The following is a 22,474-nucleotide window of genomic DNA, read 5'->3' as shown; positions in this document are numbered from 1 at the left end:
CTATGGATGACGGCGCACTGGCATCGATAGGCAATGATTTCCTGGACTACCAGTACGAAGTGCTGGGCGTGAAGGACTTTCTTGCCTCCTCGGATGTCACCGAAATCTGCATCAACCGTCCCGGCGAGCTCTATCTGGAGCGCCGGGGTGGCTGGCAGCGCGTCGAAGTGCCGTCGCTAACGTTCGAGCGTGCACGCCAGTTCTGTACCGCTGTCGTCAACGAGAGCAATACAGGCCAGCGCATCACCGATACCGATCCTGTCGTGTCGCTGACCTTTCCGACTGGGCAACGCGCGCAGTTCGTCATACCGCCAGCTTGCGAAGCGGGACGCGTGTCGATCACGATTCGCCTCCCGTCCAAGGAGACGCGCACCCTCGCCCAGTACAGCGAGGACGGGTTCTTCAATGAGATCCTCGAAGGCGCGAACACGATCAGTCAGGCCGACAAGGAACTGCTTGAACTGCGCTCCGAGCGCCGCTACGCGGACTTCTTCCGCCACGCGGTGCTCAACAAGAAGAACATCGTGGTTTCCGGCGCGACCGGCAGTGGCAAGACCACCTTCATGAAGTCGCTGGTGCACCATATTCCCGACAACGAGCGGCTGGTCACGATCGAGGATGCACGCGAACTGTTCATCGACCAGCCGAACGTCGTGCACCTGATCTACTCCAAGGGCGGCCAAAGCGCCGCCAATGTGACGGCAAAGAGCTGCATGGAAGCCTGCCTTCGCATGAAGCCCGACAGGATCATCCTGGCCGAGCTGCGCGGCGATGAGTCGTTCTACTTCATCCGAAATTGCGCATCGGGCCACCCCGGGTCGATCACAAGCTGCCACGCAGGCAGTGTCGAACAGACCTGGGACCAGTTGGCGCTCATGGTGAAGGCATCCACGGAAGGCGCTGGACTGGAGTTCGCGACGATCAAACGCCTGCTGATGTTGACGATCGACATCGTCGTTCACATCAAGGCGCACGCAGGCCGGCGATACATCACCGGCATCGATTTCAACCCGGCTCGCGCATTGGGTGCGGACGGGGGGTAACGCTTACACGTACATCGGTCATCAAACAGGAGCTTCAAAGGTGGTACCAGGAATGGAAATGATGGGCTGTCAGAACCTTGCCGTACCGGCCGAGGTGATGCAGCACGTCGTCAACGTGGAGTCGAGCCGGAACCCATACGCCATCGGCGTGGTGGGCGGCCAGCTCGTGCGCCAGCCGCAGAACCTTCCTGAAGCCGTCGCCACCGTTCGCATGCTCGAGAAGAATGGCTACAACTATTCGCTGGGTGTCGCCCAGGTGAATCGGGCCAATCTCGGTAAGTACGGCCTCGATAGTTATGAAAAGGCATTCGAGTACTGCCCCAACCTCAACGCCGGTGCGCAGATTCTCGCCCAGTGCTACGCCAGTGCCGGCAAGGATTGGGGCAAAGCCTTCAGCTGCTACTACTCCGGCAATTTCACCACCGGCTACCAGGATGGTTACGTCCAGCGCGTCTTCAATTCGATGGCGAAGAGCGGCACGTTCGCCGGTGCGCAGGCCATTCCACTCGAAGCAACGAAGATCCCCGTGCGGGTCGTGAGCGTTGGAAACGGTGTGACCGGCATTACTACGGATGGCCCTGCTTATCGTGTGGCGATGCGTCGCGTCGTCGACGCGGCTGCCGCCTCGGTGATAGGGCCGGCCGTGGCTTCGGCAACGGGCAAGGGCACGATGCTGGCGCAGGCGCAGAGCCTGCCCGTGCAGACGTTGCCAGCCGGTGTGGTCCCGGTCACCAACCCGGCACTCACGCCGACGCCCCAAGCACCGCTTGGGCCGATTCAGACCGATGCCGCCACCGCCGCTGCGATGTCCCAGGTGGGCGCCCGCCTCCCCCAGGTCGACCTGACCAACCAACCGGGACGGATTCGAACCGATCCCAGCACCGCGGCTGTCATGTCGCAGATAGGCGTGTCGGCCAATGCGACCGGCAGCGCTCCCGCGCAGGCCCCGCAACCGACTGGCGATCCCAACATTTTTGTACCCCAGGTACGCGGTCCTCGTGATGCCGCGCCTACCCAGGGCACGGCAACTCCCGTCGTCCAGCCTGGCCCGCGCCAGGATCCGGCCGACCTGCGCAACGGAGGCAGCGATGGCGCCTTCGTGTTCTGACCGCATGCCACCCCTACGCGTGACGGAGTCCCTGCCTCGTCACGTCGGCCTTCGGGCCATTGCAACCCGGGTCCGCGCCGCGGCCCCGGCCTTCGTCCGGCGGCATTTCGCCGTCAATATCCGCACTGTAAAGAGGAACCTCGTGATGGCCCTGCCCTCCCTGTCCAAGGCGTTTGCCACGTCCAAGAAGCCGCTGATGAACGCTATCGGCACGTTCGCCCTTGTGGCCGCCCTGATGATCCCGAGTCTCGCGCTCGCGCAGGTCGGCGAGACCGGTACCAAGGTGTGCGGCTTCTTCCAGGACATCAACTCACTGCTCAATGCCGCGTCCATCGTCGTCGTGACCATCGCTGTCATCTTCTCCGGTTACGGCATCGCCTTCGCGCACAAGCGCATCGCCGATGTGGCTCCGGCCCTGATCGGCGGCGTGATGATCGGCGCAGCGGCGCAGGTCGCCAAGATGGTCGTAGGCGGCAACGGTAGCGGCAGTGGCGCCACGGCCTGCACCCAGAGCAGCGGCGGCAGCGCGACCTCGTTCATGATCGACGCGATCAACGTCGCCATGCACCTCATGCATATCCATGCATAAGAACGCGCTGTTTCGCGGCTGCACCCGACCGCCCATGTTCATGGGCGTGCCCTATATCCCGTTCTTCATGGGTGCGGGCACGGGTCTGTTGTTGGCGATGTACTTCAACTTCTGGTTCCTGCTGCTCATTCCCGTCTCGATCTTCGTGATGCGCCAGATGGCGCGTCGCGACGAAATGATCTTCCGGCTGCTCGCCCTGCGGCTGAGATTCAAGACGCTGGTACGGAATGTGCCTGAGCACGACGGAATGTGGGTGTTCACGCCGAACAACTACCGCGACGCGTCCAAGGAAAAGAAACGCAAGTAAGGACTGCCGCCCTGGCACACCGTGCCAGGGCCTTCCCGTTCAACCGGTATCGACGACCATGTTCACTCCAGACGCTCCGATCTCAACGCACATCGCCCTATCCACCCACGTCTCGCCTTCGGTGGTGAAGACGAGGGGTGGCGACTTTCTGTTGACCTGGCGTCTCGGGGGGCTGCCCTTCGTTGGCCGCGAGGAATGGGAACTGGAGCACCGTCACAACAGTTTCAACCGGATGCTGCAGACGCTCCGCGCGCCCGACTACACCAATGTCGCATTTTGGGTACACGATATCCGTCGCCGCCGCGGCATCCGCAATAAGGCTAAGTTTGGCGAAGCATTCAACCAGACGCTGTCGGACGCGTACTACGAGGCGCTGTCCACGCAGAAACTGATGCAGAACGAGCTTTACCTCACGATGATTTACCGTCCGATCGTGCAAGGAAAGGCGTTTGCCGAGAAGAGCGCCGACGTGAGCCGACTCGAGGCCGAGCAGGCCCAGGCGATCACGCAGGTGCTCGAACTCGCGGGCAACATCGAGGCGGTACTGAAGGACTATGCGCCTACGCGCCTGGGCATGTACGAGGCCGAGAACGGCGTCGTCTTTTCCGAGGTACTCGAGCTCTTCGGTTTTATCCTCAATCGCATCGACGAACCCGTGCCCGTGCTCAAGGCACCGGTCTACGACTATCTTCCCGTCAGTCGCCAACGCTTTTCGGCAAAGACAGGCGACTTCGTGCTAACCACGCCCAACGGCGTCAACCATTTCGGCGCCATCCTCAACCTCAAGGAATACGTGGACGCCACGTATCCGGGCATTCTGAACGGCCTGAAGTTCCTCGATTTCGAGTATGTCGTCACTCATTCGTTCACCCCCATGGGGCGACAGGACGCGCTCAAGGCACTCGATCGCACCAAGGGCATGATGGTCTCCTCCGGCGACAAGGCGGTCAGCCAGATCATCGAACTCGATCACGCCATGGACCAGTTGGCCTCGGGCAACTTCGTTCTGGGCGAGTACCACTTCACCATCGCGATCTATGCGCCGACCCAGGACGCGTTGTCACAGCAAATCGCCACGACACGTGCGGAACTCTCGAATGCCGGTTTCGTCACGGTAAAAGAAGATCTCGCCGTTACCTCGGCTTTCTACGCCCAGTTCCCGGGCAACTGGAAATACCGCACGCGCCTGGCCAACGTCAGCTCGCTCAACTTCCTCGGCCTCTCGCCGCTGCACAACTTCGCAACCGGCAAGAAAGACCAGAACCCCTGGGGCGACTGCGTCACCACCCTGCAGACCACGAACGGTCAGCCGTACTACTTCAACTTCCACGCCACCCACCCTGCGGAGAACTCGCTGGGCGAGAAGGCGATCGCGAATACCATGGTCATCGGCAAGTCCGGTACCGGTAAGACCGCGCTGATCAACTTCCTGCTCAGCCAGGTGCAGAAGCTCAACCCGTCGCCCACCATCTTCTTCTTCGACAAAGATCGCGGCGCAGAGATCTTCGTTCGCGCCTGCGGCGGCAACTATCTCGCCCTGGAGAACGGCAAGCCGACCGGCTTCAACCCATTCCAGTGCGAGCGCACCGAAGAGAACGTGCAGTTCCTCGGCAACCTGATCAAGGTACTCGCCGGCAAGAGCGTCTACAGCTCACGCGAGGAAGAAGACATCTTCCGTGCCGTGGAGAGCATGCTCGATACGCCGATGCACCTGCGCAACATGACCAACTTTCAGAAGAGCCTGCCGAATCTCGGCGACGACGGTATCTTCATCCGCATGCGCAAGTGGACCGCAGGCAACGCGCTTGGCTGGGTATTCGACAATCCGCGTGACACCGTCGACCTCAGCAAGGCCAACATCATCGGCTTTGACTATACGGACATCATCGACAATCCCGAAGTCCGTGCTCCGGTCATCAACTACCTCCTGCACCGGCTGGAGGAACTGATCGACGGCCGCCGGCTGATCTACGTCATGGACGAATTCTGGAAGATCCTCGACGGCAAGGGTGGGCTGAAGGAGTTTGCCAAGAACAAGCAGAAGACCATCCGTAAGCAAAACGGTATGGGCATCTTCGCCACCCAGAGCCCGGAAGATGCGCTGGCCAGCGACATCGCTTCCGCACTGGTGGAGCAGACCGCCACGATGATCCTGCTGCCGAACCCCAACGCCAGTCGCGAAGACTACGTCGAGGGTCTGAAGCTGACCGACGCCGAGTACAACGTGGTCGTCAGCCTTGACGAGCGCTCGCGCTGCTTCCTGGTCAAGCAAGGCCATGGCTCTGCGGTCTGCCAGCTCAACCTGCGCGGCATGGACGATGCCCTGGCAGTCATCTCTGCCTCCACGGACAACATCGAGATCATGCACGAGGTGCTGCAGGCGCGCGCGGAGGCCGAAGGCGTCTCCACCGACGCGCTGCGGCCCGAGCAGTGGCTCGAAATGTTCTACGAACATCGCAAGGGCAGCGGCAAGGGGCCCTCGAACCCCACCCCGAACAAATCGAAGCGGGCCGCCTGACCCATGAACGTGCTTCCGGAGAACCACATGGATATCGACATTTCGAAGAAGCGGCCTTGGCTGCGGCGTGCATTCATTACCACGGTTGCCGTTGGTGCGACGTTGGCAGCGGGCAGCTTCACGACTCCGGTGCATGCGCAGTGGATCGTCAACGACCCACTGGTTGCTGGGAACGATCTCGTTGAATTTGGTAAGGACCTCGAACGCTGGGGTGAAACCTACTCCCATATTCAAGCTACCGTCGCCTTCTGGCAGCAACAGCTGGTTCAGATCCAGAGCCTGCAGTTCAAACTCTTTCAAATGAAGCAACAGTTCCCGAAACTCCCCGATGACTACGGCGTCGCCGCGAATTGCCCCGGAGCATCACTCTTCAGTGGTGACATCACCAGCGCACTGGCGAACTTCGCATCCAGCCAATTGACTGGCGGAGACGTGACGACGCAGCAGCGCGACGTTTGCGTGCTGCTGCAGATGACCAAGAACCAGAAGTACGAAGCGACGCGACTTTATCTGCAGCAACTTGACGCGCAGACGTCGTCACTGGCGCAACTAGCCCTCCTTCGTGTGACTCAGGTCAGTGAGTCGCCGGGCAAGCTGTCGTCATACGCCGCGGACACTGGCAAATACACCGCCGACATGATGCAGGCACGTGAGACATGGCAGTCCAACGAGCAACAGCTCGACGCACAGATCGGAATGCTTGAGCGGCGGCAGCAGGTCCTTTCCCGCCAGGCGATCAATGGCAGCAACGACATCCTGGGCAACCTGGTGAACATGGCTGCCCTCAAAGCGGCTTTCTCGCTGTGAAAATGCCGGCATCCTCCGCCCCGCGTGAGCGGAACGACGTTCACCTTGGTCATCGCATCTCTTCTGCGATGACATGGAACAAGTGACACATGTCTGATATCGCCAGTTACGTCTACTTCCAACTCGTCTACAAGTACCTGCAGACGAAGATCAATACGTTCGGCATGGACCTCATGCACCGGATGATGACCTGGGCTGCCACGATCGCCCTGACTCTCGTCACCCTATGGATCCTGATCCAGGGGTTTCGGATCATGACGGGCCGCTCGCAGGCACCGCTGATGGAAATGGTCATCAACATGGGCCGAATCGTCGTGATCGTGGCTGCCGCGACGACGATGGCGGTCACCAGCACCGACTTGAACGACTTCCTCACCACGCAGATGGACCAGGAAGTCCATTACCTGTTCACGGGTAACAAGAACGAAACGACCGCGAGCGCCATCGACCAGAACCTCGCCTATACCCAGCTCGCGCTCGCTTCCATCGACTCGGTACAAGTGATCGAAACTGACCCGGAAATGATCGCGAAGAAGGAGCGCACGTCGCTCATGGCCACGATCGGCACGGCAAGCCCGCCGATGGCCGCGGGTGCGATGCTGCTGCTCTACCAGTTCGCTATGGCACTGTTCATCGGTCTTGGGCCACTGTTTATCCTGTGCCTCATTTTTGACCAAACCAAAGATCTCTTTCGGCGCTGGCTTATGTACGGTATCGGCACGATTTTCTCCATGGCGCTTCTCAGCGCGGTCGCCAGCATGGTTCTCGACCTCACGCTTCGGATCAGTGGTGCGATGTGGGGCGCGAAGATCGTCAACAACCTGCTCAGCCCCGGCACCGAGGGCCTGAGCAGTACCGCCATTCAGCAAGGCGGCATCGGCTTGCTCTTGAGTCTGCTGATCGTGTCGGTACCGCCGATGGCCGCGATGTTCTTCCAGGGTACGTTGGGCAGTGCGATCACCTATTCCGTGTTCCAGGGTGCTGGTGGCAGACCTGGGCCACAGGGCCAGCCACCGGGGATGGCATATGCGCCGCAGCAGCGTGTCGGGCACGATGCTGGGAACCAAGTAGCGACCAACTACGGTTCGCGACTTTCCGGTCAACAGCAGCCGGTGCAGAACGAAGCCGTCAAGAAGTTGTCCTGAGGACCCATCGTGAAGTACTTCATAACGCTGTGCCTAATCCTTCTCTCGCTTACTGCCGGCCAGGCTCGCGCCGAGGGCGGATGTCCTCCGGGGCAGTACCCGCAGCAGGGGCAAGGGTGGCAGACCTGCGTCCCTATTCCTGGATACAACCAGGGCCAGGATCAAGTCACACCACCACCCCTCTGGCAGTCACGCTGGCAGGCAATATCTACCGACGTCGACAAAGCCGTACTCGGAAAGTCGATAGATACTGCTACACAGAAAGACGCAGAGAAACTTGCACTTCAAGACTGTCAAACGCAGGGTGGAACCAACTGCAAGATAGCAATATCGTACGGAAATGGGTGTGTCGCGCTCGCAGCCGGAGACGTCCTTGTCTCGACAGGATCAGGCGCGTCGAAACCCGAAGCAGAACAGAGAGCCATTGGAAAGTGCGCTACAGGGGCGAAGGACTGCCGCGTGTACTACTCGGCATGTAGCCCGCCAGTTCGCATCCAATAGCGATCTCAGGAGCAATCACATGCCGCTACAGTCATCGGAGGAAGCGACGATCAACGCTCAGAGCGATGAATCCAGGATCAAGCCCGAAAGTCGCTAGGGAGACCCTCGTATCGAACGGTGCTGGCGATACGAAGCTCGACGCGGAACGCGAGGCGTTGTTTTCTGCTTTGCCCCATTGCCACATATGCGGAAGGCGGCTGTCCTTCTGGCCAAGTCCCTCAGCTGGGGCAACGGTGGCAAACCCGCATGCCGATTCCGCGATATGCCCCAGGAGCGGCTTCACCGCACGATGCCGAGGATCCTGGTTCGATCTCCAGCCAGACCTGACTACCACCCCAACTCGACCGCGACGCCATTGGACCTACAACGCAACGAACTTGCGCCTTCACCAAAGGAACTACGATGAAGACTGCCTTTCTATTCGCCTTGCTTTTCGGCCTGAGCGCGGGAATTGCCGCGACCGAATTCATTCCGTACTACGGCAACAATCCGTTTCTGTTCTGCCAGTACGGCGTGCCCGAGGACTGCTGGGTGCCAAAGCACAAAGAAACCGGTGAATATCGAGTCACGAACCGCAAGTGTTTCAAGCGGCCGTCGGCAAATCTCTACTCGCGCGTTTGCAAGCAAGCCTTCCCGAACGGCGCGGTCGACCGTTCGGCACCCGGTGAGGCTAAGCCGGTGAACTCGGGCTCGACGAATCAGTACAGCACCACCGATCCGAACGCCACGGCGAATTTGCCACGTCCCGTCGTTCGCACGGTAGCGCGCGATCCGGCTGACGCGAGCCCCTAACTGGCGCGGCGAGCGAACCTTGGCACGAGACATCGGCAAATTCATGAAGATTGGTCATCCGCTACGCTTGCTCTTGCTCTTGCTCGCTGGCCTGGGCGTCGTTGGCGCCGCGAGCGCGCAAAGTGCCAACCCGTATGCAAGACACCAAACTGCCCCGATTGCCGTCGCGCCGGCCAAAGGAAACGCCATGGACGATCTGACCGCACTTACGACCGGCGGGGCAAAGGTTATCGAGTCGGTAAAAGGCGATCTGACCGGAGACGGCCGCGGCGGTGTGCTTCTGGTGCTCGATTCACCGCTGGCCGGTCAGGAGACGTTGGGCCAGGGCCGGCCTCGGAATGTCGTTCTCCTGGTACGCGACGGAACGGGAACGTTCCGTCGGGTCTCATCGAATGATCGCATCGTGCCTTGCTCCACCTGCGGGGGCTTGGCCGGTGATCCCTACGCCTACTCAAGAATCGGCAAGGGCCAGTTCACGGTCGTTGTCGGCGGCGGGAGCCGCGAGCGCTGGACGGATGAATACACCTTCACGTATCAAGATACCAAGCGCGACTGGTTCATCTCGTCGGTGATGCGCCGGGTTGTCGATACCGAAACGGATAAGGAAAAGCACGTCGACCTGTCTGCAAAGGAACTCGGCACAGTACCCTTCTCCGACTTCGATCCGAGCAAGCTTCCGGAAGTGACGTTGCCCTGATGCAGGGCGTGCAACACCCCCGCCCGGATGGCGGGTTCGGCCAGCAGGAGGCAAAGCCGCCCGATCATCAAACAGGAGTTACACATGACGATTGACCGTTCCAAGCCGGCGTTTGCCGGCATCGTGCCACCGCGCCCGTCGCCCCGGATCAGCGCGCTCGTGCTCGCGGGTGTCATGGCCATTCAGTTGGGCGCCCCTCCCCTTCGTGCGCATGCTTCCGAAGCCTCGCCTGCTGCGACCAGGCAGCCGGCCACTGCGAAGCTACCGAAGGGATTCACCGCATACGGCTCCGCCCCTATCGAGGGCGGCGAGTGCATCGCCGGAAACGTCACCGAGGAAGGTCTGGACGGACGCGCCTTCGTTTACGTCAAGGACGCCAGGACACAGCAACCGCGCTGGGTCGCGGCCATTCCGCTACGGTCGGACTGGTACCAGAATCGCGCCACGCATTGTTTCGCCATGGGCGGATCGCTATTCGTCCTGGTACAGAGCGATACCAGTCAGCGGTCGTCGATCTCGCAGACGCTGCTGAACGTGGTGGAGCTTTCTCCCGCGACCGGGAGGATCCTCGCCAACCAGGATGCGGACGTTCCAGGTGTTGACGCTGGCTACTCGTCGTGGGTCGACAAGGGCAACGAGGGTTTCCATGAGGACAAGGGCCAGATCAAGATATCCGGCCAGTACTTCCTCATGAACGACCCCAATAAGAGGATCCCGTTCACGGCGACCCTCCCCGCCCATGCGTCGAAGTAACCACAAGGACCGTAGCCATGACGACACCACAACAACGATTCATTGCCGACATCTATCCCTCCGTACGCAAGGTCGCCGACGAGACCGGCGTATCTGCGGAACTCCTTCTCGCGCAAGCCGCGGCGGAGACGGGCTGGGGCCAGAAGGTTCTGCACGGTACGAACAATCTCTACAACATCAAGGCCGACCCCAGCTGGCACGGCGAGTCGAAGACATTCGAAGTACCGGAATTCAGAAACCGGCATAAGGTGATGGAAGACGCCAAGTTCCGCGTCTACGACTCCTATGAGGATTCGATCAAGGACCGGATCAAGTTCGTCCAGGAAAACCCCACGTACGCGAAGCACGGGCTGCTCGATCCCGGCGTCAAAGGCAATCTCGTCAAGGAAGCCCAAGCCCTGCAGGCGGCTGGCTATGCCACCGACCCCGACTACGCCAAAAACCTCATCGATATCGCTAACGGACCGACCATGCGCAAAGGCATCGCCCTGGCCGAAGGTCGCGCGGAGCCCGAGCACGTCCAAGGACATGGCAAGCCGCATGCACAAGCTCACGGGCAGGCGCAGTCCCCGGGGGATCACCTCCGCAAGGGAGATGAAGGCGGCCGTATCGCCGAACTCCAGACCTCCCTGCAGAAGCTGGGTTACACCCATCCCAACGGCGCCGCTCTGGGCGCCGACGGCAAGTTCGGTGGCAACACCGAACTCGCACTGAAAGCCTTCCAGCGCGACCACCACCTCAACGAGGATGGCGTCGCCGGCCCGAAGACCTTGGAGGCCTTGCAGGCAGCCCAGCAGAAGGCAGGAGCGACGACGCTTGCCGATCCGAAACACCCAGCCCACGGTATGTACAAACAGGCGGAGGCCGGCGTGCACCGTATCGATCGCGAGCACGGCCGTGAGCCGACGCTGCAGAGCGGGCAGTTGGCGGGCTCGTTGACGGCGTCCGCGGTAATAGCCCAGATGAGCGGCATCGACCATGTGGTACTCAACGACGATGCCAGCAAGCTCTACGCGGTGCAGGGTGATCCGAACGCTCCGTTCAAGTCGTTCGCCGAGGTCGATGTGATGCGTGGTTTGAATACCCCATTGGCGCAGAGCACTCAGATTGCCGATGAGCAGCTCTCCCGTTCCGCGGCGCAGGATCAGGCGCAGCAGGTCGCACCGCTCACCCAGCAGCAGGCACGGCCTCAAGCGCCCCACGTCGCCGGACCGAGTCACTAATCCGTCATGGATGGCTTCCGCCACGGATGGTGGATCAGCCAAGCCAGAGCGCGTGTCATGGCAAGCGGGTCAACCAGGAGCTACACATGGCGATAGATCGCGAAACCCAGGTACTGACCGACGCCACCGCGGCGGGCATGACCAACCCGAGGGAGCTGGCCAACTTCATGGCCCAGGTCACTCATGAATCCAACGGACTCAACCGGCTCGAAGAAAGCTTTCGTTATACGCGGAATATCTCGCAGATCCCCGTGCAAGCCGCGTGGCGCGAAGGCCCCGAGGTTCTGGAGGCCGCGCGCAAGCAGGCCCTGATGGGCAAACCCGAGCAACTCGCGGAGCTGATGTATGGCGGCCGCAATGGCAACGATGAACCCGGTGACGGTTGGAAGTACCATGGCCGCGGCTACATCCAGCTCACCGGCAAGGACAATTATCGCGCTGCCGGGGAGGCGCTCGACCTCGATCTGGTAAAGCATCCCGAGCTCGCCGCGGATCCGCAGAACGCGTCGAAGATTGCGGTCTGGTACTGGGAAAACCGCGTGCCCGAGAATGCCAGGGACGATGTCCGCGCTGCGACCAGGGCCGTCAACGGCAAGTACAACGGGCTGGAAGACCGCGAGAACCGCTTCGCGGATTGGCAGCACCGCCTCACGCCCGACGTGATGCACCGCCTCGCCGAGGGTAACGTCGGGCGGCCACAGCGCGAGCATCCGACACTCGATGCCGGCAAGGCCCCCGCTCCCTTGAAGGAGGGCGCAAACGGGGAGGACGTACGCCTGCTCCAGGGCAACCTCGCCCGGCTCGGCTACACCGCCGGAAACCATGGTGAACTCCACACCGACGGCAAGTTCGGTCCGGGCACGCGCGCCGCAGTCCAAGCATTTCAGCGCGACCATCATCTTCCGGTCGACGGTGTCGCAGGGCCGCGCACGATGGAAGCCATCGCCCAGGCCGAACACCAGGATGCCACACGGCGCGCCGCGCAATCCGGCCGGCTGGATAGCTCCGCTCACCCCGACAACGCCCTCTACGAACAGGCACGCGACGCCGTGCACAACCTGGATGCGCAATACCGGCGCACGCCAGACAAGCAGAGCGACCAGCTTGCCGGCGCGGTGACGGTGGAGGCCAGACGGCAGGGACTGACCAGGATCGATCATGTCATCCTCAGCGACGACGGTAGTCGCGCTTTCGCGGTACAAGGCGACCTCAAGTCGCCGCTCAAACGCACGGCCGAAGTGGACACGGCGAAGGCCGTGAATACGCCGATCGAGCAGAGCGGTGCGGAGATCGCCGCGCTGGCGCCCGCCTCCCCCGCTCCCGTGGAAGAAGCCCGTCGACAGGCGCCGGAGACAGGACCACCGCCGCCCATGCCGGACGGACCCGTTCACGGGCGTTGAGCCCCGAAGACACAGGCCTTTTCGCCTCAAGCCGCGCCACTTGGCGCTCCTCGACGGAGATACCTCATGAGCCGCGACATCTACAACGAAGCCAACGAACACTTCCTCAAATCGGGTCGCCAGTACGAGTATGGCCGTCCCGACATGTCATTGCGCAACCGTGGCGGTGATGGCCACACCGACAGCAGCCGCACCGAGCAGGACAACGATCACGACGGCCGCCTCGGTGTCGATTGTTCATCGTTCGTCTGGCGTGGCATGCATGATGCCGGCTACGGTGTGCCCGCCACGCCGTTCGGTACCCACGACCTGTTCGAGGGCCATACGCCGACGCACTATGCACGCGAACACTTCGATGTCATCTCCGCTGCCGAAGCACACCAGAAGAACGGTTCGCTGCAGCCCGGCGACGTGCTGATGTTCCGCGACAAGCATGGCTCCGGCCAGCACGTCGCCATCTTCAAGGGATACGACGCCGAGGGACATATCCACTTCATCGGCTCGCAGGTCGGCTCGGGGCCGGCCGAAGTGAATGTCACGCCCGGGGGCTATTGGGACGGCAAGAACATGGAGATTGTCGGGGCGCTTCGTGCGAAGCCGGAGTTTCGTGTGCGCGACGCGTTGCACGGGCACGCGCCTGATGCACCTGGCGTCCCGGCTGCTTCGACACAGGCTGTTCCGCGTCACACGGTGACGCACGCCGCAGCCCCGACTCACGAAGCCGCACTCCGCCACGGCGATGAAGGCGCCCCGGTCCGCGACCTGCAGGCCACCCTGAACCGCCTCGGCTACAAGGATGAACACAATCGTGCGATCCAGCCGGATGGCGACTTCGGTGCACACACCAAGGCGGCGGTCGAACGTTTCCAGCGTGCGCACGGCCTTCCGGCGGACGGCGTCGTTGGTCCTGCAACCAGGGAAGCCTTGCACACGGCCACGCCACGACTCGACGCCGCCGGCCACCCCCACCATGCGCTATACCAACAGAGCCGTGATGCCGTGCACCGCCTCGACGCGCAACACCAGCGCACGCCCGACCTCCAGAGCGACCAGATCGCCGGTACCCTCACCACCAAGGCACTCGGCCAGGGCATGACCCGCGTCGATCACGCCGTCCTCAACGAGGATGCCAGCAAGGTCTACGCCGTGCAGGGGGAGCTCAACTCGCCGTTCAAGAAGGTCGCAGAGGCGACGACGCAGGAAGCGGCAAACACGCCTTTGGAAGAAAGCAGCCGTCAGGCGCTACAGGTGGCGGCGCAGCAGGCCCAACAACCGGCAGTGGGTATACCCGTCCAGACTCAGCCACCGCTTGTCCCCAGCCAGAGCGCCTGACGCCCTCGCCTTCCTCGCTTATGGATCTCCAGATGAACAACGCCGCGACCTACTTTCCGCACCACGCTTTCATTCCGCAGAGCCTGTGTGCCGCCATGCTGCTCTTCGCACTCCCGGCATTCGCAGCGAAACCGGATGCGGGCGCGCTGCAGTCCATGCTGAAAGCCTCGTCCAGCGGGTCCAACGTGGCTTGTGCCAAGGACACGTACGGCAACGTGGCCTGCACCGTGGATGGCACCGCGGTCGACGTCAACGATGACTGCACCTCGAACATGGCTTTCGGCGGCGTCACCAGCACCAAGGGTACGACGCTTGCAGACGGCTTCAACGTCGCCTCCGCAAAACCCGTCGCTCATGTGGGCGAGCACCAGTTGCTCTGCATCCAGGCGACACAGCGCAAGGAAGGGACGTTGCTCCGCGCACTGGTCAAGGCCGTGCCGACGAAAACCGTAAAAGGCTGCAAAGGCAACGACATCTGCAAAGGCGCCGATACGCCGATCCAATGGAAGCGTTCGCCCATCGGCACCGCCTGCACACTGAAGACAGATGGTCACTACACCGGCGATTGCGCTACCGGCTGGGTCGACGGCAAGGATATCGAGGAGTATTCGATGGGGTTGAATCCCGAAGACACGGGCGCCTGATGTCTCGGCACGTCAGTGAAGACACATACGCACGGCTTCCGCCTCTGGATCGTCACCCGATCGCAGGCGAGACCTGCGTCCGCATGAGTAGGAGAAGATAAGGCATGCGCACCACATCGAATCGTCCCGCCGCATTACTCACGCTCGTCTCGCTACTCCCTTTCACGTTCTCCGCTTACGGTGCCGCCATGAATAAGCCTGATATCAAGCTCAACCCCCAGCCGCGGATGCGCTATGAAATCACCATCAAGGTGGACAACGCACCCGGCCCGTTCGACCGCATCGAGGGCGTGGTCGACTATCGCGTGAGCAACGAGAACTGCGTGCCGCTCACGCCCGTCACGGGTGCCACGGTCGCCCCCGAGAAGCGGGTGCCTATCGTGCTCACCCATTCGGGCGGCAACATCTACAAAGGCGAGATTTACGCAGACCTCCTGCAGGACGAGGACTATTTCGGCAAGGGCGTCTGCCATTGGTCGGTCGTCGCTGCCAGCGCGAATCTATTCGTCAAGCAGGTGGACTTCAGCGCGCCGCTGTTCCATGACGACCTGCTGAAAGGCAAGCCAGTTACCCGCTACTACTCCAATCGCTCCTATGCGACCACACAGGTGGAGCGAGTGGACACCGGTGAGACCGATCGCGCGCAGTACCAGGATGAAGCAAACGCAACCTTCTCCGTTACCGTCCACGCCGAGGAGAAGCATCCGTGAGTATCTCCTCGACCGACTACGCTTTACTGGCGCAGGATGCCTATCAGGACCCAGTCCTGAATAAGCCCAAGGAACTTGGTGGGGTCACCTACGAGGCGATCGACGTGGAGAACAATCCGCGGACCGGCTTCCAGGCTACGGCGTACAAGCGCATGGACACGGGCGAGATCGTCATCGCCTATCGGGGCACCGAGTTCGATCGCGAACCGGTTCAGGATGGGGGTGTCGACGCGGGCATGGTCCTGGCAGGAGTGAATCTCCAGACGGCCAACTCCGAGGCCTTTACGGAACGTGTGCTCGAGAAGGCCCGGATCGATGCCGACCTCCATCATCGCCCCCTGCAGGTCACGGTGACCGGCCATTCACTCGGCGGGACGTTGGCGGAGATCAATGCCTCGAAATACGGCCTTAAAGGCGAGACCTTCAACGCCTACGGCGCCGCGGGTCTGCGCGAAGGCGTGCCCGAGGGTGGATCCCAGGTCATCGACCATGTGCGCGCCGGTGATGTCGTCAGTGCCGCGAGCCCGCATTTCGGCGAGGTTCGCGTCTACGCTGCACAGAAAGACATCGACACCTTGTCGCATGCCGGCTATCGCGACGACAGTGGCATCCTCAGCCCGCGCAATCCGGTCAAGGCGATCGATTTCGACGCCCACGCGATCGACAACTTCGTTCCGAACAGCAAGCTACTCGGCCAATCGATCATCAATCCCGAAAGCGAGGCGAGGTACAAGGCCCACGAAGGCATGATCGACCGCTACCGCAACGACGTGGCAGACATCCGCATGGGTCTGTCCGCCGCATGGGAAATTCCCAAGGCCATCGGTGAGCTGAAGGACGCCGTCGAACATCGCGCCGTGGAAGCCATCGGCGCAGGGGTTCTCGCCGTCGAGCATGGTATCCAGCAGGTCGGCCACCACATCGCCGACGGTGTCCACGCTGTAGAAGCGAAGGCCCAGAGCGCGTGGAATACCCTCACCCATCCCGGCGCATGGTTCGAGCACGACAAGCCCGGGGTATCGCTCGATCACACCGCGCACCCGGATCACCCGCTCTTCAAGCAGGCGCGCGAGGCAGTCCATGAACTCGACCAGGCCCATGGCCGCGCGCCGGACGGGGTGAGCGAGAATGTTGCCGGCAGCCTCGTCGTGAAGGCGCGGCAGAACGGGCTCGACCGCATCGACAAGGCCGTGCTCAGCGAAGACGCTTCACGTATCTACGCGGTGCAGGGTAACCCCGAATCACCGCTGAAACGGGTGGCCGAGATGCCGACCGAACAAGCCGCCAGCACGTCCCTCGCCGAAAGTAGCGTCCAGTGGCAGCAGGCCGCGCAGCAGGCACAACAACAGGCCCAACTGGCCAGCCAGCAAGCCCAGGTCCAACCGGAAAGAGCACAGCCGTCGCCCGGCCTGTGATCCCAAGCAAAGGAAAAAGGTACATAGCGCATGAGTAAAACAAGGGGATACTGGGCGATCGGACTCTTCGTCGTCGCCCTCGTCGTCGGTGAGTGGCTGTCGGGCTACCTCACGCTGTTGTTTCTCCGTCTCGGGCAGATCCCGGTACGGCTGGCAACCTACTACGAGTATGTGCACGCGCTGGGCCTGCCCCAGGTGCAACCGTTTGGCTGGAAGATCAAAACCGCCGGCGGCCTGGGATTCGGCCTCCCATTGATCGCCTGGTTCGTCGTGCTGTACTTCCTCATGAGGAAGAAGAAGCAGGCCATGCACGGCGACGCCCGCTTCGCCACGGCATCGGATCTTCGCAAGCAGAAAATGCTCACCCCATCCAACAACGGCATCCTCGTCGGCAAGTACAAGGGCGATCTCGTCCGCCTCCCCGGCCAACAGTTCGTGATCCTCGCCGCCCCGACCCGCTCGGGCAAGGGCGTGGGCGTGGTGATCCCGAACCTGCTCGACTACAAGGAGTCGGTGGTCGTCCTCGACATCAAGCAGGAAAACTTCGACCTGACCAGCGGCTGGCGCAAGTCGCAGGGTCAGGAAATCTACCTGTTCAACCCGTTCGCCGAGGACCGGCGCACACATCGTTGGAATCCGCTGAGCTACGTTTCGAAGGACCCCGCGTTCCGTGTGTCCGACCTGATGAGCATCGCCTCGATGCTCTACCCGGACGGCTCGGACGACCAGAAGTTCTGGGTCAGCCAGGCACGCAATGCGTTCATGGCCTTCTCGCTGTACCTCTGCGAGAAGTGGGAAGACGACGAGAAGAGGGGCCGGCCAATCGCCGTACGTAGCAAGCCGACGCTAGGCATGATCTATCGCCTTTCGTCCGGCGACGGCACCGACCTTCGCGAGCTCTATACCGCGCTGTCGAAGGAACCATGCCTCAGCGCGAACGCGCAGTCCGCTTTCGCGAATATGCTCTCGCAGGCCAACGAGACCTTCGCCTCGATCCTCGGCACCTTCAAGGAACCGCTCAACGCCTGGATCAACCCGGTGCTGGACGCCGCGACCAGCGAGGACGATTTCCTCCTGACCGATGTCCGCAAGAAACGCATGACGATCTACATCGGCATCCAGCCGAACAAGCTGGCCGAAAGCCGCCTGATCGTGAACCTGTTCTTCAGCCAGCTGATCAACCTCAACACCAAGGAGCTGCCGCAGAACAATCCGGAGCTCAAGCACCAGTGCCTGCTGCTGATGGACGAGTTCACGTCCATCGGCAAGGTCGAGATCATCGCCTCGGCGGTCTCGTACATGGCCGGCTACAACATCCGCCTGCTACCGATCATCCAGAGCATGGCCCAGCTGGATGCCACGTACGGCAAGGACGTATCGCGCACGGTCATCACCAACCACGCGCTACAGATCGTCTTCGCCCCGCGCGAACAACAGGATGCCAACGACTATTCGGACATGCTCGGCTATACCACGGTGCGCCGCGAGAACATCACCAAGAACAAGAACGGCGACGTTTCGAAGAGCCACTCGGAAGAGAAGCGCGCACTGATGCTCCCGCAGGAGCTCAAGGCGATGGGCACGGACAAGGAAGTGTTCCTCTACGAGGGCATTCCGCATCCGGTGATATGCGAGAAAATCCGGTATTACGAGGATAAGTACTTCACGTCGCGGTTGCTGAAGAAGGCCGATGTTGCGGCACTTTCGATCTGACAACAGAGCAACGTTTCTCACACCAGGCCCATCCGACAATGCACGACGCTGTTCAAGACAACCCCAAATTGTTTTGCCAGGGTCACATCGTTGCCCGCGTCATCGACAAAAACACGTCGCAGGCAACCATCGCTAAACGCGGTGAGAAGCGCGGGCCAAGGGTGCCTTATGAACACCCTGGCCCGCTGACCAAACCAATTTGGTGTTTGGCTGAGGGGCGTGCGGGGTTGCATGGGGTGGAGATGGTGAGATGAATCCCGATCGCCGATGAATCGGCTCCCACAGATGAATCGGCTCTCACAGGAGTACTCCCGGCCAGCCCAGCCCAAGGACGGTATCATTAGCGATCAGCGCGCCAGAGTGGCGCGCCTTCGGCATTGAACCTCGGAAAATCATGGCTTTAGCAGAAGATACCTCGGTGGGCGCCGGGCATACGCCCTTCATGCGCCAGTACCTGACGGCCAAGGCCGAGCATCCGGACATCCTGCTGTTTTTCCGGATGGGCGATTTCTACGAGCTCTTCTACGACGATGCCCGTAAGGCCGCCCGCCTGCTCGATATCACGCTGACGCAGCGCGGCCAGTCGGCTGGCGCGCCGATTCCCATGGCGGGCGTGCCGTACCACGCGGTCGAGAACTACCTGGCGCGGCTGGTGAAGCTGGGCGAGTCCGTGGCCTTGTGCGAGCAGATCGGCGATCCCGCCCTATCCAAGGGGCCGGTGAAGCGCGAGGTCGTGCGCATCGTCACCCCGGGCACGGTCACCGACGCCGCGTTGATGGAGGAGCGCCGCGACAACCTGCTGCTCTCCATCGCGGCGGGTCCGACGGGTTACGGCCTCGCCTGGGTGGACCTCTCCACCGGCCGCTTCCTGCTGACCGAAGTGGCTACCGCCGAAGGCCTCGCCGCCGAACTCGCGCGCCTGCAGCCAGCGGAGACCCTGGTAGGCGAAGACGTCGCCTGGCCGAAACTCGTCTCGACCCTGCCCGGCCTGCGCAAGCGCCAGCCCTGGCATTTCGACGGCGACGCCGCACGGCGCGAACTGTGCCGCTTCTTCAAGACCCGCGACCTGCTCGGCTTCGGCGTCGACGGCATGCCGCTGGCGGTAGCCGCCGCGGGTTGCCTGCTCGGTTATGTCGAGGAGACCCAGAAGGCCGCCCTCCCCCATCTCACCGGCATGGCCGTGGAGAACGCGGGCGAAACGATCGCGATGGATGCCGCCACCCGGCGCAACCTCGAGATCGACACGCACCAGAGCGGTCGCGTCGAGAACACCCTCCTCGGCGTGCTCGACGAGACGGTGACACCGATGGGTGCCCGCCTGCTGCGTCGCTGGCTCAACCGCCCGCTGCGCGATCGTCAGGTGCTGCGCGGCCGTCACCAGGCCATCGGCAGCCTGATCGACGCACGTCGCCATGCCACGCTGCGCGAGCGCCTGCGTGGCATCGGCGATCTGGAACGCATCCTCGCGCGTGTCGCATTGCGCTCGGCACGCCCGCGCGATCTGTCCACACTGCGCGATGGTCTCGCTGCGGCGCCCGCGCTTCGCGAAGATATCGACGGCCTCGACAGCCCGCTCCTGCACAGCCTCGTCGAACGCATCGGCGACCACGCCGAGACCGCCGCCCTGCTCGCCCGCGCCGTGATCGCCCAACCTCCCGTGTTGTTGCGCGACGGCGGCGTGCTGGCCGAAGGCTACGACGACGAGCTCGACGAACTGCGCCAGCTTTCGACCAACGCCGATCAGTTCCTGGTCGACATGGAGGAGCGCGAGAAGGCTGCCAGCGGTATTCCCTCGCTGAAGGTCGGCTACAACCGCGTACACGGCTACTACATCGAGATCACCAAGGCGCATTCCGAAAAGGCGCCGCAGCACTACACGCGTCGCCAGACCACGAAGAACGCCGAGCGCTACATCACCGAAGAGCTCAAGCAGTTCGAAGACAAGGTGCTCTCGGCGAAGGAGCGCTCGCTGATGCGAGAGCGTGCACTCTACGAGTTGCTGCTCGACAAGCTCACCGACCGCCTCGCCGAACTCAAGATCGCCGCCACGGCGATGGCCGAACTCGACGTTCTGGCGAATCTCGCCGAGCGTGCCGAAACCCTGGACTGGGCCGCGCCCGTGCTCACCGACGAACAAGGCATCCGCATCGAACGCGGTCGCCACCCCGTCGTCGAGAAAGTGCGCGACGAGCCGTTCGAGCCGAACGACCTCGTGCTTGAAAAGGGTAGACGCATGCTGGTCATCACCGGTCCGAACATGGGCGGTAAGTCCACCTATATGCGGCAGAACGCGCTGATCGTATTGCTGGCGCATGTCGGCAGCTACGTGCCGGCATCCGCCGCGACGATTGGCCCGATCGATCGCATCTTCACGCGTATCGGCGCCGGCGACGACCTTTCCCGGGGCCAGTCGACCTTCATGGTCGAGATGAGCGAGACGGCGAACATCCTGCACAACGCCACCGAATGCAGCCTCGTGCTGATGGACGAAGTCGGCCGCGGCACCAGCACCTACGACGGCCTCTCGCTCGCACGGGCGGCCGCAGTGCACCTGGCGGCGACGAGCTGCGCCTTCACGCTGTTCGCCACCCACTACTTCGAACTGACCGAGCTGGCGCAGGACTTCCCGACCATCGCCAACGTCCATCTGGACGCCGTCGAGTACGGCGACCAGTTGGTCTTCATGCACACGGTGAAGGATGGCCCGGCGAACCGGAGCTTCGGGCTGCAGGTAGCCGCACTGGCCGGCTTGCCAAAGACGGTGATCGCGGACGCGCGCCGCTATCTGGCCGCTCTGGAGCAAGGTCACGAGGTGACGGTCGCCGTCGCGATGCCGCCTGCCGCGACGCCGCAGATGGGCCTCTTCGCGCCGTCGCTGCCCTCGCCCGTCGAGGAGGCGCTTCGCGCCATGGATCCGGACGAACTCACGCCGCGCGACGCGCTGGACCGGCTCTACAAGCTGAAGAAAATGCTGCGCTGAACCATTGAGACACCCTATCGGCTCGATCTGAACAATCGAATTCCCCTCTGGGGGCCGACTTCCTATAGTGAACCTGCGGTCTGGGCCATCGGCTCACCCGCAACGGGGCTTACGACTCTCCATCTTCCCGCCCCGTCACGCCCCCCGCCTCATCCGCGTCAGCAGCCCGGGTGAGGACTTCCGGGGGGCGGTTTTTATGTGTGAGGCCGTACTGCTGCGCTTCGATCATGGTGCGCATCAGGACGACGAAAAGGTCGGCGCTGAACAGCGACAGCGTGTGCACGCTCCACAGCATGTGGCCATAGGCATCGAACAGCCGCAGCGAGCCGTCCGGACCACCTTCGTCGAGCTTGGCGATATCCGCGATGGCAATGCACTGCCCGTCGACATCGACACCGGTACGACTCAAGCGTAGTGCCGTGGTCCGGCCGAACGCGATGGCACCGGGCGCACGCGCGGCAAGGCGATCCGCGTCGGCGATGGAGTGAAACGTCAGCACCTCGCCGGCTTCGAGCGATCGCAATGCCAATGGGCCGCGCTCGCGCAGCTGACCGCCGATGATCTCGCCGCGCAGGTGGAACGCGTCGCCATGGTCATCGAGCACGTCGATCCACGCATCGTCCGGACTACAACGAAACGCGAGCGCGTCGGCCGGCCCGAACAGCCGGCTGCCCGAGCGATAGAGGTGGAGATCGGCCATCGCCATGAAGGGCACGAAGCTGCTCTTTGGTGGCGTAGCGCGACGCACGACAACGCCGTGTTGGTGCAGGTCGAGCACCGTGTTCGACCGGATCGAG

The 22,474-nt window shown here is 62.4% G+C and carries 19 protein-coding genes and 1 pseudogene; 19 read left to right on the top strand and 1 reads right to left on the bottom strand.

All coding sequences use genetic code 11. From position 1 onward, the window contains the following. Nucleotides 1-2 precede the first annotated feature (2 nt). The 19 genes and pseudogenes from virB11 to mutS all read left to right on the top strand — a co-directional run bounded on the left by virB11 (nt 3) and on the right by mutS (nt 21,677). Nucleotides 3-1,043: a P-type DNA transfer ATPase VirB11 gene (gene virB11 / locus VM621_RS11005; protein WP_325468998.1), complete on the top strand. Its 1,041-nt coding sequence runs from the start codon at nt 3-5 to the stop codon at nt 1,041-1,043. A gap of 40 nt (nt 1,044-1,083) precedes the next feature. Then, nucleotides 1,084-1,498 (top strand): annotated as a pseudogene (locus tag VM621_RS11000) (lytic transglycosylase domain-containing protein); the annotation flags it as partial. 798 nt (nt 1,499-2,296) lie between these two features. Continuing rightward, entirely contained in the window at nt 2,297-2,740 is a 444-nt protein-coding gene (locus VM621_RS10995; RefSeq protein WP_325468997.1) for a TrbC/VirB2 family protein, read from the top strand. Next, nucleotides 2,733-3,047: a VirB3 family type IV secretion system protein gene (locus tag VM621_RS10990; RefSeq protein ID WP_325468996.1), complete on the top strand. Its 315-nt coding sequence runs from the start codon at nt 2,733-2,735 to the stop codon at nt 3,045-3,047. The genes VM621_RS10995 and VM621_RS10990 overlap by 8 nt, the downstream gene beginning before the upstream one ends. Nucleotides 3,048-3,105: 58 nt before the next feature. Further along, on the top strand, nt 3,106-5,565 hold the full coding sequence (locus VM621_RS10985; protein WP_325468995.1) for a VirB4 family type IV secretion/conjugal transfer ATPase: 2,460 nt from the start codon (nt 3,106-3,108) through the stop codon (nt 5,563-5,565). Nucleotides 5,566-5,592: 27 nt separating this feature from the next. Next, nucleotides 5,593-6,372 carry a hypothetical protein gene (locus VM621_RS10980; protein WP_325468994.1) on the top strand — a complete coding sequence of 260 codons (780 nt, stop codon included), beginning with the start codon at nt 5,593-5,595 and terminating at the stop codon, nt 6,370-6,372. Between the two features lie 89 nt (nt 6,373-6,461). After that, a complete protein-coding gene (locus VM621_RS10975; RefSeq protein ID WP_325468993.1) occupies nt 6,462-7,517 on the top strand; it encodes a type IV secretion system protein in 1,056 nt (351 codons plus the stop codon). Between the two features lie 9 nt (nt 7,518-7,526). Further along, nucleotides 7,527-8,018, top strand: a complete 492-nt coding sequence (locus tag VM621_RS19620) for a DUF4189 domain-containing protein (RefSeq protein ID WP_414674525.1) — start codon at nt 7,527-7,529, stop codon at nt 8,016-8,018. Nucleotides 8,019-8,420: 402 nt separating this feature from the next. Next, complete coding sequence (locus tag VM621_RS10970) at nt 8,421-8,810, top strand: hypothetical protein (protein ID WP_325468992.1); 390 nt, start codon at nt 8,421-8,423, stop codon at nt 8,808-8,810. Nucleotides 8,811-8,997: 187 nt separating this feature from the next. Beyond that, a complete protein-coding gene (locus VM621_RS10965; RefSeq protein ID WP_325468991.1) occupies nt 8,998-9,507 on the top strand; it encodes a hypothetical protein in 510 nt (169 codons plus the stop codon). Nucleotides 9,508-9,591: 84 nt separating this feature from the next. After that, entirely contained in the window at nt 9,592-10,260 is a 669-nt protein-coding gene (locus tag VM621_RS10960; protein ID WP_325468990.1) for a hypothetical protein, read from the top strand. A 17-nt stretch (nt 10,261-10,277) separates the two neighbouring features. Continuing rightward, a complete protein-coding gene (locus VM621_RS10955) occupies nt 10,278-11,483 on the top strand; it encodes an XVIPCD domain-containing protein (protein ID WP_325468989.1) in 1,206 nt (401 codons plus the stop codon). 86 nt (nt 11,484-11,569) lie between these two features. Further along, nucleotides 11,570-12,883, top strand: coding sequence for an XVIPCD domain-containing protein (locus VM621_RS10950; protein WP_325468988.1), 1,314 nt, complete (start codon nt 11,570-11,572; stop codon nt 12,881-12,883). Between the two features lie 66 nt (nt 12,884-12,949). After that, complete coding sequence (locus tag VM621_RS10945) at nt 12,950-14,215, top strand: XVIPCD domain-containing protein (RefSeq protein ID WP_325468987.1); 1,266 nt, start codon at nt 12,950-12,952, stop codon at nt 14,213-14,215. Between the two features lie 32 nt (nt 14,216-14,247). Beyond that, a complete protein-coding gene (locus VM621_RS10940; protein ID WP_325468986.1) occupies nt 14,248-14,859 on the top strand; it encodes a hypothetical protein in 612 nt (203 codons plus the stop codon). A 188-nt stretch (nt 14,860-15,047) separates the two neighbouring features. Further along, nucleotides 15,048-15,569 carry a hypothetical protein gene (locus VM621_RS10935; protein ID WP_325468985.1) on the top strand — a complete coding sequence of 174 codons (522 nt, stop codon included), beginning with the start codon at nt 15,048-15,050 and terminating at the stop codon, nt 15,567-15,569. After that, nucleotides 15,566-16,984: an XVIPCD domain-containing protein gene (locus tag VM621_RS10930; protein ID WP_325468984.1), complete on the top strand. Its 1,419-nt coding sequence runs from the start codon at nt 15,566-15,568 to the stop codon at nt 16,982-16,984. The genes VM621_RS10935 and VM621_RS10930 overlap by 4 nt, the downstream gene beginning before the upstream one ends. A gap of 30 nt (nt 16,985-17,014) precedes the next feature. Next, a complete protein-coding gene (locus VM621_RS10925) occupies nt 17,015-18,697 on the top strand; it encodes a type IV secretory system conjugative DNA transfer family protein (protein ID WP_325468983.1) in 1,683 nt (560 codons plus the stop codon). A gap of 394 nt (nt 18,698-19,091) precedes the next feature. Further along, entirely contained in the window at nt 19,092-21,677 is a 2,586-nt protein-coding gene (gene mutS, locus VM621_RS10920) for a DNA mismatch repair protein MutS (RefSeq protein ID WP_325468982.1), read from the top strand. Nucleotides 21,678-21,786: 109 nt separating this feature from the next. On the opposite strand, the gene VM621_RS10915 is transcribed toward mutS, so the two are convergent. Further along, entirely contained in the window at nt 21,787-22,455 is a 669-nt protein-coding gene (locus VM621_RS10915; protein WP_325468981.1) for a hypothetical protein, read from the bottom strand. Nucleotides 22,456-22,474: the final 19 nt, after the last annotated feature.

Origin of the sequence: Luteibacter sp., assembly GCF_035539195.1 — a bacterium.
GTDB lineage: Bacteria > Pseudomonadota > Gammaproteobacteria > Xanthomonadales > Rhodanobacteraceae > Luteibacter.
The sequence above is the reverse complement of the archived record's forward strand: the minus strand, read 5'-3'. Positions and strand labels throughout refer to the sequence as shown.